General features: G+C 66.5%; 14 protein-coding genes. 11 read left to right on the top strand and 3 right to left on the bottom strand.

Annotation, left to right across the window (positions count from 1 at the left end; genetic code table 11):
* Positions 1 to 89: 89 nt before the first annotated feature.
* The 9 genes from ACYVOC_RS15840 to ACYVOC_RS15800 all read left to right on the top strand — a co-directional run bounded on the left by ACYVOC_RS15840 (position 90) and on the right by ACYVOC_RS15800 (position 7868).
* Positions 90 to 689 (top strand): glutathione peroxidase, encoded by a 600-nt coding sequence (locus ACYVOC_RS15840; RefSeq protein ID WP_461162425.1) that lies wholly within the window; start codon positions 90 to 92, stop codon positions 687 to 689.
* A 235-nt stretch (positions 690 to 924) separates the two neighbouring features.
* Positions 925 to 2229: an NAD(P)/FAD-dependent oxidoreductase gene (locus ACYVOC_RS15835; protein ID WP_461162424.1), complete on the top strand. Its 1305-nt coding sequence runs from the start codon at positions 925 to 927 to the stop codon at positions 2227 to 2229.
* Positions 2226 to 2996: a DUF1365 domain-containing protein gene (locus ACYVOC_RS15830; protein ID WP_461162423.1), complete on the top strand. Its 771-nt coding sequence runs from the start codon at positions 2226 to 2228 to the stop codon at positions 2994 to 2996. The genes ACYVOC_RS15835 and ACYVOC_RS15830 overlap by 4 nt, the downstream gene beginning before the upstream one ends.
* A 26-nt stretch (positions 2997 to 3022) precedes the next feature.
* Positions 3023 to 4240, top strand: a complete 1218-nt coding sequence (locus tag ACYVOC_RS15825; RefSeq protein ID WP_461162422.1) for a class I SAM-dependent methyltransferase — start codon at positions 3023 to 3025, stop codon at positions 4238 to 4240.
* The gene (locus tag ACYVOC_RS15820) at positions 4237 to 4794 is read left to right on the top strand and encodes a chalcone isomerase family protein (protein ID WP_461162421.1); all 558 of its coding nucleotides are present in this window, start codon (positions 4237 to 4239) and stop codon (positions 4792 to 4794) included. Before ACYVOC_RS15825 ends, ACYVOC_RS15820 begins: the two co-directional genes overlap by 4 nt.
* A complete protein-coding gene (locus ACYVOC_RS15815; RefSeq protein WP_116005253.1) occupies positions 4791 to 6098 on the top strand; it encodes an MFS transporter in 1308 nt (435 codons plus the stop codon). The genes ACYVOC_RS15820 and ACYVOC_RS15815 overlap by 4 nt, the downstream gene beginning before the upstream one ends.
* Positions 6095 to 6640, top strand: coding sequence for a DUF3833 domain-containing protein (locus tag ACYVOC_RS15810; RefSeq protein ID WP_116005254.1), 546 nt, complete (start codon positions 6095 to 6097; stop codon positions 6638 to 6640). Before ACYVOC_RS15815 ends, ACYVOC_RS15810 begins: the two co-directional genes overlap by 4 nt.
* Entirely contained in the window at positions 6637 to 7419 is a 783-nt protein-coding gene (locus ACYVOC_RS15805) for an SDR family NAD(P)-dependent oxidoreductase (RefSeq protein WP_461162420.1), read from the top strand. The genes ACYVOC_RS15810 and ACYVOC_RS15805 overlap by 4 nt, the downstream gene beginning before the upstream one ends.
* On the top strand, positions 7419 to 7868 hold the full coding sequence (locus ACYVOC_RS15800; RefSeq protein ID WP_461162419.1) for a nuclear transport factor 2 family protein: 450 nt from the start codon (positions 7419 to 7421) through the stop codon (positions 7866 to 7868). Before ACYVOC_RS15805 ends, ACYVOC_RS15800 begins: the two co-directional genes overlap by 1 nt.
* Positions 7869 to 7991: 123 nt before the next feature.
* On the opposite strand, the gene ACYVOC_RS15795 is transcribed toward ACYVOC_RS15800, so the two are convergent.
* Positions 7992 to 8606 carry a glutathione S-transferase family protein gene (locus ACYVOC_RS15795; RefSeq protein ID WP_116005257.1) on the bottom strand — a complete coding sequence of 205 codons (615 nt, stop codon included), beginning with the start codon at positions 8604 to 8606 and terminating at the stop codon, positions 7992 to 7994.
* Positions 8607 to 8710: 104 nt separating this feature from the next.
* Here ACYVOC_RS15795 and purB point away from each other — a divergent pair, with 104 nt between their 5' ends.
* On the top strand, positions 8711 to 10090 hold the full coding sequence (gene purB / locus ACYVOC_RS15790) for an adenylosuccinate lyase (RefSeq protein WP_461162418.1): 1380 nt from the start codon (positions 8711 to 8713) through the stop codon (positions 10088 to 10090).
* 212 nt (positions 10091 to 10302) lie between these two features.
* Positions 10303 to 10863, top strand: a complete 561-nt coding sequence (locus tag ACYVOC_RS15785; protein ID WP_461162417.1) for a YaeQ family protein — start codon at positions 10303 to 10305, stop codon at positions 10861 to 10863.
* 125 nt (positions 10864 to 10988) lie between these two features.
* Here the strand turns inward: ACYVOC_RS15785 and ACYVOC_RS15780 are convergent, their stop codons facing one another.
* Both ACYVOC_RS15780 and ACYVOC_RS15775 read right to left on the bottom strand, forming a co-directional pair.
* On the bottom strand, positions 10989 to 11291 hold the full coding sequence (locus ACYVOC_RS15780; RefSeq protein WP_116005260.1) for a putative signal transducing protein: 303 nt from the start codon (positions 11289 to 11291) through the stop codon (positions 10989 to 10991).
* Positions 11292 to 11336: 45 nt separating this feature from the next.
* A complete protein-coding gene (locus ACYVOC_RS15775) occupies positions 11337 to 11762 on the bottom strand; it encodes a DUF3717 domain-containing protein (protein WP_116005261.1) in 426 nt (141 codons plus the stop codon).
* Positions 11763 to 11877: the final 115 nt, after the last annotated feature.

Raw genomic sequence — 11877 nt, 5'->3', positions numbered from 1 at the left:
ACCCTGCGAGGTCACTCACGAGGCTCCAGCACACATAGACAAAATGTGCTTAAATTCTATCTTGTCCTAGACAAACAAGGAATTGTCTAATGAAATATTTCTACTCCACCGCTCTGACGACCCTCCTGGCCTGCGCGCTGCTGATGCCTGTGACGCCCGCCATGGCGCAGCAAACCCCCAGCAATGATGCCTGCCCGGTCCTGTTGCAGCACAGCTTTCTGCGGCTGCAGGACGAAAAACCGCAGTCGCTGTGCCAGTACCGCGGCAAGGTGCTGCTGGTGGTGAATACCGCCAGCTACTGCGGCTTTACGGGCCAGTACAAGGAGCTCGAAGCCCTGCATGCGCGCTACCAAAGCAAGGGCCTGGTGGTGCTGGGCTTCCCCTCCAATGATTTTTCGCAAGAGAGCGGCAGCAACCAAGAGATTGCCGCATTTTGCGAGAACACCTTTGGCGTGCGCTTTCCCATGTTTTCCAAAAGCAGCGTGAAGGGGCCGCAAGCCAACGCCTTGTACCAGCAACTGGCCCAGCAGACGGGGCAGGCGCCGCGCTGGAACTTCCACAAATACCTGATCGGCCGTGACGGCACGGTGGTGGACAACTACTCCAGCCTGACCAGCCCCGACAGCCGCAGCGTGGTCCGCGCCATTGAACAGCAGCTCGCGCGGCCTGCCCCAGGGGGCCAGCCATGAAACCTCACGATCTTCACAATCAATTGCACACCGGGGGCTGGAACTTTCTGAAACGCGCCCCACTCTATGAAGCACCAGGGTGTCAGACATGCCCTTTTGTTTCTGTGTTGCGAAGCCTTTTGGCCGTTTGTGTGCCGACTGAAACCCCGAGGCGCTTCTCCTCCCTCCCTCTCTTCTTCGTTTCGGGACGCTTCGCAACTTTTTTCTTCCCAACCCCTGCCCTCGGGGGGCGCCCATGAGGGTCGCCATCGTCGGCTCCGGCATCGCCGGTCTCGCGGCAGCGCATGCCCTGCGCGGCCAGGCGCACACCACGCTCTTTGAAGCAGGCCACTATTTTGGCGGCCACACGCACACGGTGGACGTGACCCTGCCCACAGCGCACGGGCCTGCCACCCACGGCGTGGACACGGGATTCCTCGTATTCAACGAGCGCACCTACCCCCATCTCATCCGCCTGCTCGCGGAACTGGGCGTGGAAACCTCGCGCTCCGACATGTCGTTCTCGGTGCAGGTGCCAGGTGCGCGGCGCCGCGGCCCGCTGGAGTGGAGCGGCACCAGCCTGTCCACCGTTTTTGCCCAGCGCAGCAACCTGGCCAGCCCCCGCTTTTGGGGCATGCTGACCGATCTGCTGCGCTTTAACGCCCTGGCCACCCGGCTGGCCCAGGAGCACAACGACGCCGCACTGATGCAGCCCCTGGGCGAGTTCCTGGAAACGCACCGTTTTGGCGCCGCCTTCCGCGACTGGTACCTGCTGCCCATGCTGGGCTGCATCTGGAGCTGCCCTACGGACCAGATGCTCCAGTTCCCGGTGGCCACCATGGTGCGTTTTTGCCATAACCACGGCCTGCTGCAAGTGAACGACCGGCCCCAGTGGTGGACGGTCACGGGCGGCGCCCGCCACTATGTGGACAAGATCGTCGCGGGGATCGACGACGCCCGGCTGAACACCCCCGTGCGCCGCATCGAACGCGACGCCGCCGGTGTGCGCGTGGTGACCGATGGCCGCACCGAGCATTTCGATCGCCTGGTGCTCGCTACCCATTCCGACCAGGCCCTGGCGCTGCTGGCCACCCCCACACTGCAGGAAAAGACCGTGCTGGGCGCCATCCGCTACCAGCCCAACCGCGCCGTGCTGCACACCGACACCTCGGTGCTGCCCACACGCCGTGCCGCCTGGGCCGCCTGGAACTACGAGCGTGCGCCGCAGGATGGCCAGGGTTCGGCCCAGGTGTGCCTGCACTACCTGCTCAACCAGCTGCAGCCGCTGCCGTTCAGCCAGCCGGTGGTGGTGTCGCTGAACCCGGTGCGCGCCATCGACCCAGCCCAGGTGCTGGGCAGCTACGACTATGCCCACCCGGTGTTCGACCTGGCCGCCATCCGGGCCCAGCCCCTGGTGGGCCTGCTCCAGGGGCGCCAGCACACCTGGTTTTGCGGCGCCTGGACAGGCTACGGCTTCCACGAAGACGGTCTCAAGTCAGGCCTGGCTGCGGCCCAGCAGCTGCGTGCCACGCTGCCCGGACCGCTGGCGGAGGCCGCATGAAGGCCGACCGCCCGTTGATCGGTTTTGGCGAGGTGCGCCACACCCGGCTGCGCCCCCGGCACCATGCCTTTGTCTACCCCACCTGCTTTCTCATGCTGCCCATGCGCAGCCTGCCCGAAGCAGCCCAGGCACTGGCCATCAACCGGCGCGGTGCCCTGAGCTTTTACGACACCGACCACGGCGATGGCCGCACGCCCGCGCAAGGCGGCGCCCTGGCCTGGCTCGATGGCCTGCTGCAGGCCGAGGGCATTGACGACGCGACGGGCCAGGTCTGGCTGCACTGCTACCCGCGCATGTGGGGCCACACCTTCAAGCCCGTGAGTTTCTGGTACTGCCACCGCACCGACGGCAGCCTGCGCACCATCGTCGTCGAGGTCAACAACACCTTTGGCGAGCGGCACTGCTACCTGCTGGACGCCCCGCGCTATGGCGTGGAGATGCAGGCGAACAAGGTCTTCCATGTATCGCCGTTTTGCGCGGTGCGCGGGAACTACCGTTTTCGCTTCCTGCGCACGCACAGCGCCGGCCAGGAGCGCACCGTGGTGCGCATCGACCACGGCGACGAAGACGGCCTGCTGCTGCAAACCAGCGTCAGCGGCGTGCTCGAACCCATCACGCCGCTCACCCTGCGCCGCGCCTTGTGGGGCTACCCCGCCATGACCCTGGCCATCGTCGCCCGCATCCACTGGCATGCGCTGCGGCTGTGGTTCAAGCGCGTGGGTTTTCACCGCAAGCCCGCGCCCCCCGCCGCCCCTGTGTCCCGCTGAATCTCTCCCGCTACCGAGGCCCCGCCATGAACAGCACCACCGCCGACCTCCGCAACCTGCCTGCGGGCATCCCCGCCGCCGCGCGCACCGTGCTGCAACTGCTGCAGCGCCTGCAGCAGGGCGCGCTGACCCTGCAGCTGCCCGACGGCACATTGCGCCACTTTGGCCCCGGCGGCAGCCCGGCGGCGGCCATCACGCTGCGCAACTGGAACGTCTGCAGCGCCGCGCTGCGCTCGGGCGACATCGGCTTTGCCGAGAGCTATATCGCAGGCGACTGGACCACGCCGCACCTGACCGACCTGCTCACGCTCTTCATCGCCAACCGCCACCAGGTCGACAGCATGGTCTACGGCAGCTGGGCCGGTCGCCTGCTGTACCGCGTGCGCCACCTGCTGCACCGCAACACCCGTGCGGGCAGCCAGAAAAACATCCATGCGCACTACGACCTGGGCAATGCGTTCTACCGGCTCTGGCTGGACGACACGATGAACTACTCGTCCGCCTGGTTCCAGGGCGATCCCACGGGCGACCTGCGCACCGCCCAGCACGCCAAAGTACGCCGCGCGCTGGAGCAGGCCGGCGTGCAGGCGGGCGACCGGGTACTGGAGATCGGCTGCGGCTGGGGCGCACTGGCCGAGATGGCAACGGCTGAAATGGGCGCATCGATCACGGGCGTCACGCTCTCGACCGAGCAACTGGCGTTTGCCCGTGCGCGCATGGAACGCCTGGGCACCAGCGCGCAGGCCGACCTGCGCCTGCAGGACTACCGCGACATCAACGATGGGCCCTACGACGCCGTGTGCTCCATCGAGATGGTCGAAGCCGTGGGCCGCGCCTACTGGCCCACCTACTTCCAGTCGGTGCACCGGCTGCTCAAGCCGGGCGGGCGGGCCTGTATCCAGAGCATCGTCATCGACGACCGCCTGTTCGAGCGCTACATCGGCTCGACCGACTTCATCCAGCAGTACATCTTTCCCGGCGGCTGCCTGCCCTGCCCGCGCGAGTTCCGCCGCGAGGCGCAAGCCGCAGGCCTGCGTGTGCAAGAAGAATTTACCTTTGGCACGGACTACGCCGAAACCCTGCGCCGCTGGCGCGAGCGCTTTCTGGCGCAGCGCGCACAAATCCTGCAGCAGGGCTTTGACGAACGCTTCATGCACATCTGGGAGTTCTACCTGGCGTACTGCGAGGCGGCGTTCACCATGGGTGACATTGATGTCGTGCAATACACCCTGGTCAAACCATGACTATCAAAAAAATAGCTGCTTACGCCCTATTGACGGGCGCTACAGCCATTTTTTTCATAAATTCTGCAACCGCCCAATCTGCGGATGCCGCCAGCCCGCTGCCCGGCACCCGGCTCGCGGGCCAGGGCCTGCTGCGCTTTTGGGGCCTGGAGATCTACCGTGCCCGGTTGTGGCTGCACCCTGCATTTCAGCCTGCGCAGTACGCGGCTCACCCGCTGGCCCTGGAACTGACCTACCTGCGCAGCTTCAGCGCGCAAGACATCGCCCAGCGTTCCCTCCAGGAAATGCGCCGCGTGGGCCCCTTCCCCCCTGCCCAGGGCGAGCGCTGGCAGCAGGCGCTGCAGGCTGCGCTGCCCGACGTGCAGGCTGGTGACCGGCTCACTGGCCTGTACCAGCCCGACCAGGGCGTGGTGTTCCAGAAAAACGGGCAGGCGGTCGGTGCCGTGCCCGATGCCGCCTTTGCCCGCCTGTTCTTCGGCATCTGGCTCTCGCCCCAGACCTCCGAGCCCGCACTGCGCCAAGCCCTGCTGGCGCTGCCCGCCACCGCCCCATGAGCACGCCCACCCCTCGCCTGACCACCCGCCAGGGCCTGGCCTACGGCCTGCTGGGGCTGCCGCTGGCCTTTGCCGCGCTACCGCTGTATGTGCTGCTGCCCAACCACTATGCGCGGGAATACGGCATGCCGCTGGCCACCGTGGGCGCCGTGCTGCTGGCCGCACGGCTGCTGGACGCCGCCACCGACCCCCTGCTCGGCCGCTGGAGCGACCACCTGTTTCAGCGATCGGCCCGCGCTGTGCTGGCCGCTGGGGCGGTGTCGGCGGTGGTGCTGTGGCTGGGGTTGGCGGGGCTTTTTTTCCCGTCCGTGCAGGGCGTGCCTGCGCTGACCGCCTGGGCGCTGTGCCTGCTGGTGCTCACCAGCCTGGCGTACAGCCAGATGGGCATCGCACACCAGGCCTGGGGCGCGCGGCTGGGCGGCGACGAAGTGCAGCGCAGCCGCATCGTGGCCTGGCGCGAAGGCGCTGCGCTGGTGGGGGTGGTGCTGGCCTCGTTGGTGCCCGCTCTGCTGGGCCTGCCGGTGATGCTCGGCGTGTTTGCCGCGGCCCTGCTGCTGGGCTGGTGGGCCTGGACCCGCGCACCTCGGCCGTCCAGCGCCGCACTGCAGGCCCCCGTGCCCCGCGCCGCGCTGTGGCATCCCTGGCGGCAAGCGCCGTTTCGCCGCCTGATGGCGGTCTTCCTAATCAATGGCATTGCCAGCGCCATCCCCGCCACACTGGTGCTGTTCTTCGTGCAGGACCGCTTGCAGGCACCGCCCGCGCAGGAGCCCTGGTTCCTGGGCAGCTACTTTGTCTGTGCCGCCCTGTCCATTCCGCTGTGGTTGCGCGCCGTGGCACGCTGGGGGCTGGCGCGCACCTGGCTGGCGGGCATGCTGCTGGCGGTGGCGGTGTTTCTGTGGGCCGCCGCCCTGGGTGCGGGCGATGGCCTGCCTTTTCTGGCGGTGTGCGCGCTCTCCGGCGTGGCGCTGGGCACCGACCTGGCCCTGCCCGGCGCCCTGCTGGCTGGCGTGGTGGCCCGGCAGGGCGACCGCGACCGCCACGAAGGCGTGTACTTTGGTTGGTGGAACCTGGCCTCCAAGCTCAACCTGGCCCTGGCGGCGGGCCTTGCGCTCCCGCTGCTGGACGCGCTGGGCTACACGCCCGGCACCCGCGACCCCACCGCGCTGCACACCCTGGGCCTGGCCTACGCCCTGCTGCCCTGCACGCTCAAGCTGCTGGCAGCGGCAGGCCTGTACTTGCTCATCCTGCGCCCATCCACCCCGGCGGCCCCGCCTGCCGCCCCGCAGATCCGGAGAACCCCATGACCCTGCAACGCCGCTCCCTCCTGTCCGCCGCCGTGCTGGCGCCCGCCCTGCTGTCGGGCTGTGCCAGCCAAAACCTGGCCGGGTACGCAGCCGAAAAGCCCGTGCTCGACCTGGCCCGCTATTTCAACGGCACCATAGACGCCCACGGCATCTTTCAGGACCGCAGCGGGCAGATCGTCAAACGCTTCACCGTGCTCATGCAATGCCACTGGGAGGGCCACCAGGGCGTGCTGGACGAGGCCTTTACTTATTCGGACGGCAGCACACAGCGCCGCGTGTGGCGCCTGACGCGCCATGCCGATGGCCGCTACACCGGCACCGCCGACGATGTGGTGGGCCAGGCCACCGGGCAGACGCAAGGCAACGCCTTTCGCTGGGGCTACACCCTGGCGCTGCCCGTCGATGGCCGGGTGTTCCATGTGGAGCTGGACGACTGGATGTACCTCATCGACGAGCGCGTCATGCTCAACCGCGCCCGCATGAGCAAATGGGGCGTCTACCTGGGCGAGATCACACTCTCGTTTACCCGGCGCGGCCCATGAGCCTGAACCCCCGTATCACCGACTGGCAGGGCCGCAGGGTCTGGCTGATCGGCGCATCCAGCGGCATTGGCCGGGCCACGGCAGCGGCCCTGCACGCACGCGGCGCGCAGGTCATCGTCTCGGCGCGCAGTCCCGGCACGCTGGCCGCATTTGTGGTGGCGCACCCCGGCAGCCAGGCGTTGCCGCTCGATGTGACCGCGTTGGCCCAGGTGCAGGCCGCTGCCGCGCAGGTGCTAGCGCAGGGCCCACTGGACCTGGTGTGCTATTGCGCCGGCACCTACCAGGACATGCGCGCCACCGATTTTGACCTGGACACCATGCTGCAACACACCGCCGTGAACTACACCGGTGCGCTGCACTTGCTCGATGCCGTGCTGCCCGCCCTGCTGGCATCGGCCACATCCGGGCGCCCCGGCCATATCAGCCTGGTCAGCAGCGTGGCGGGCTTTCGCGGCCTGCCCAAGGGGCTGGCGTATGGGCCCACCAAGGCGGCGCTCACGCACCTGGCGGAAACGCTGTACCTGGACCTGCACGACCTGGGCCTGGGCGTGAGCGTGGTGCACCCCGGCTTTGTGGACACGCCCCTCACGGCAAGCAACCATTTCCGCATGCCGGCCCTGATCACGCCCGCCACCGCCGCCGCCGCGCTGCTGCGCGGCTGGGAGCGCGGTGCATTCAATATCCACTTCCCCCGGCGCTTCACCGGGGGCATGCAGTTGCTGCGCCTGCTGCCCTACCGGTGGTACTTTGCGGCCGTGCGCCGCTTTACTGGACTGTGATGACCCTTGCCTGCCTGCCCCCGGAAGAAGCCATCACGCGGCTGGTGGAATGCTTTGAAAACCTGCAGCCCGCCACCGTGGCCGAACTGGGCCGCCTGTATGCCCCCGACGCGCGCTTCAAGGACCCGTTCAACGAAGTGCAGGGCGTGCCCGCCATCGAAGCCATCTTCCAGCACATGTTTGGGGCGCTGGAGCAGCCGCGCTTTGTGGTCACAGGCCGGGTGGTGCAGGGCGCACAGTGTTTTCTGACCTGGGATTTTTGCTTTGCGATGCGCAATATCCACCAGGGCGTGGAACAAAAGGTGCGCGGCGCCACGCACCTGGTGCTGGACGACCAGGGCCTGGTCACCCTGCACCGCGACTACTGGGACGCGGCGGAAGAGCTGTACGAGAAACTGCCCGTGCTGGGCGCGCTGATGCGCTGGCTCAAGCGGCGCGCGCGCAGCTAATTCTGTTTCCAAATCATTCGTGTCTAGGCGCGAAGCCGCAGACAGTGCTGTAGCACGGCAAGGCGAAGCAACAACGACACGGATGATTTAGAAATGGAATAACGCAGGCCGAACGAGCGGCGTTTAACCCGGCTGGGACTCGGAAAAACTCGGACGCAACGCCAGCTTGTCCATCAGCCGGGCCAGGTTCGGGTGCTCGGCCCGCCAGTCAATCTCGGGGAAGCGGAACGACAGCCAGCCCAGCGCGCAGCCCACGGCGATGTCGGACAGGCTCAGATGGATGCCGCTGCAAAACGGCTTGTCGCCCAGGCCCTGGGCCATGGCCTTCAGGCTGGCGTCCACCTTGCCCATCTGGCGCTCGATCCAGGCGGGGCTGCGCTGGCTTTCCGAGCGCCCTTCAAACGTATTTTCCAGGCGCACCAGAATGGCCGCGTCCAGCATACCGTCGGCCAGCGCCTCCCAGGTCTTGACCTCGGCGCGCTCACGGCCTGTGGAGGGAATGAGCCTGCCCACGGGCGAGAGGGTGTCAAGGTATTCCACGATCACACGCGAGTCGAACACCGCCTCGGCGCCCTCCATCACCAGGCAGGGCACCTTGCCCAGCGGGTTGGAGGCGGCAATGGTGGTGTCTGCGGCCCAGACGTTTTCCTGCAGAAACTGGTAGTCGAGTTTCTTTTCCGCCATGACAACGCGCACCTTGCGCACGTAGGGGCTGGTGGTGGATCCGATCAGTTTCATGCTTATGCTTCCGTGGCTCAGGCGCCGTGGGTGCGCCGGGCTGCTGATTCTATCGACACCCGCCCACGCCTGCCTGACAGGTGTGAGACCTACAATACCGCGCCATGAGCCTGTCCACCATTACCGCCCTTTCGCCGCTCGACGGCCGTTACGCCCCCAAACTGGCCCTGCTGCGCCCCATCATGAGCGAGCATGGCTACATGCACCGCCGTGTGCAGGTGGAGGTGACCTGGTTCATCGCGCTCTCGGACGCCGGTTTTGCTGAATTCAAGCCCCTGTCCCCCGGCGCCCGCGCCTACCTGCAGGGCCTGGCGAAGAACTTCTCGGAGGCCGACACCCAGGCCATCAAGGACATCGAGAAAACCACCAACCACGACGTGAAGGCCGTGGAGTACTGGATCAAAGCGAAGTTCGAGGCACGCCCCGAACTGGAGAAAGCCGCCGAGTTCGTGCACTTCGCCTGCACCAGCGAAGACATCAACAACACCAGCCACGCGCTGCAGCTGCGCGCCGGCCGCGACCAGGTGGTGCTGCCCAGCCTGGACCGCATCGTGCTCAAGCTGCGCGAAATGGCCCATCTGCATGCCGACGTGCCCATGCTCAGCCGCACGCACGGCCAGACGGCCAGCCCCACCACCGTGGGCAAGGAAATGGCCAACGTGCTCATGCGCCTGCACGGCGCTGTGGAGCGCATTGCCGCCGTGAAGATCATGGCCAAGATGAACGGCGCCGTGGGCAACTACAACGCCCACCTGTCGGCCTGGCCCGACTTTGACTGGGAAGCCTTCTCGCGCCGCGTGATCGAGACGCACGAGCCCGAAGGCCTGGGCCTGACCTTCCAGCCCTACAGCATCCAGATCGAGCCGCACGACTACATGGCCGAGCTGTTCGACGCCGTGGCGCGTGCCAACACCATCCTGATCGACCTCTCGCGCGACATCTGGGGCTATGTCAGCCTGGGCTATTTCAAGCAGCGCCTCAAAGCCGGCGAAATCGGTTCGAGCACCATGCCGCACAAGGTCAACCCGATCGACTTCGAGAACGCCGAGGGCAACCTGGGCCTGGCCAACGCGCTGTTGCGCCACCTGTCGGAAAAGCTCCCGGTGAGCCGCTGGCAGCGCGACCTGACGGACAGCACGGTGCTGCGCAACATCGGCGTGGCCCTGGGCTATGCCACGCTGGCCTACACCTCGCTGCTGGCCGGGCTGAACAAGCTGGAACTCAACGAGGAAGCCCTGGCCGCCGACCTGGACGCCTCGTGGGAAGTGCTGGCCGAGCCGATCCAGACCGTCATGCGCCGCTACGGCGTGCAGGGCGCCTACGAGAAGCTCAAGGAAGTCACGCGCGGCAAGACCGTCACCGCCGAGGCGCTGCACGGCCTGATCCGCTCGCTCGACATCCCCGAGCCCGAAAAGGCCCGCCTGCTGGCCATGACGCCCGCCAGCTACGTGGGCAAGGCCGCCGAACTGGCGCGCAGAGTGTGAGCCCCCCTGAGGCGCGCTGTGCGCCTTCCCCCCAGGGGGACGACGCCAGTGGCCCGGCAAAGCCGGTTCCACGGCGTCTGCTGGCTTGGGGTGCGCCCGTTGCATGCGTTGCAGACAACCCACGGTTCCGAGCCCAAAAAAACCTAAGCTTTTTCGGCCTCTGGCGCTTATCTATAAAGCGCTGGCAGCTATATATTCAATAGCATAAAACCATGGCCATCAAATCCACCATCTTCAAGGCGAATCTGCAGATCGCCGATATCGACCACGGCTACTACGCCGACCACGCACTCACGCTGGCCCGCCACCCCAGCGAGACCGACGAGCGCATGATGGTGCGGCTGGCCGCGCTTGCCATCCAGGCGCACCAGCTCAATGACCTGTGCAATGGCGATGGCCAACTGGCTTTTGGCGCGGGCCTGTCCGACCCGGACGACCCGGACGCCTCGCTGACCGACTTCACCGGGCGCAAGCGCGTGTGGATCGAGGTGGGCCAGCCCGAGGACAAGCCGCTCACCAAAGCCTGCAGCAAGGCCGATTCGGTCATCGTGTATTGCTTCAACCACGCGGCCGAGATCTGGTGGAAGGGCATTGAAACCAAGCTCTCGCGCCTGGAGAAGTTGCAGGTGTGGCGCATTCCCACCGAAGCCTCGCAGGAGCTGGCCCGACTGGCCGAGCGCAGCATGCAGCTGCAGGCCACGGTGCAGGAAGGCGCCATCACGCTCAGCAGCACGCAGGGCAGCGTGCATGTGGAGCCGGTGCGCTGGAAGTAATTCCGTTTCTAAATCACCCGTGTCGTTGTTGCTTCGCCTTGCCGTGCCACAGCACTGATCGTAGGCTTCGCGCCTAGACACGAATGATTTGGAAAAGGAATAACAACAGGGAAGGGCGGCGCCTTTCACCGCGGCATGGGCGCGCCGCAGCGCCAGCACTGCTCAAAGCCGCCTTCCACGACTTCACCACAGCCGCAGTCCCAGCGGCGCTGCGGCAGGTTGCGCAGGTCGTCCAGCAGCGTCTGGGCGCGCTCCAGGTGTTCGTCGTAGCGCAGCCAGATCTCGGGCAGGCATTCATCGGGCGGCAAGTGCCCGGCGGCGGCGCCCAGATACTGGCGCTGCACCGTGGCAGGCATGCCGTCCTCGCACAGCAGGTCGGCCCACAAGGTGGCCAGGGCCATGTTCGGTGCCTGGATTAGACGGCGCATTGCTTGCTCTTTATTTGATAGCTATTACCGCTTATCCATAAAGCGTCAGAGCCTTTTTTCATTCAAATTCTCCTGGGCACGCTCAGCATAGCGGTTGAAGCGCCAGGCCGTGCCCTCGTGCTGAATGCGCTGCCAGGTGGCGCGTTTTTGCACCGGGCCCATCGCTGGCCAATGCTGCACTTCTTCAAAGCTGCGCCCGCAGCCCTTGCACCAATCATCGCCTTGGCTGGTGGAGCAAATGGCGATGCAGGGGGTATCGGGCGTGGTGGCATACCAGTCCAGCCACGCAGCCAGGGCGGCGGCGCTCATCTGTGCTTCGTCGATGGCGGTGCTGTGGCGGTACGCCAGGTCGGCATACACCTCGGCCAGGGCCTGCACGGCCGGGGCCAGCACTACGCCATCGGGGCTGGGCGATTGCGCTCGCCAGTGGTTGATCGCGGCTTCGATGTCGGTGATGTGGATGGCGGCCATGGTGGAAGAATCATAGTGGCGCCGCCCACATGCGCGCCGCGCCAGGGGCTATGGCCCTGCGCTGCGTGCTGATCAGGCTTGTGCTCTAATTCCGGCCGAAGGGGAGTAGCTTGAA

This window comes from Simplicispira piscis, from assembly GCF_054783455.1.
The sequence above is the reverse complement of the archived record's forward strand: the minus strand, read 5'-3'. Positions and strand labels throughout refer to the sequence as shown.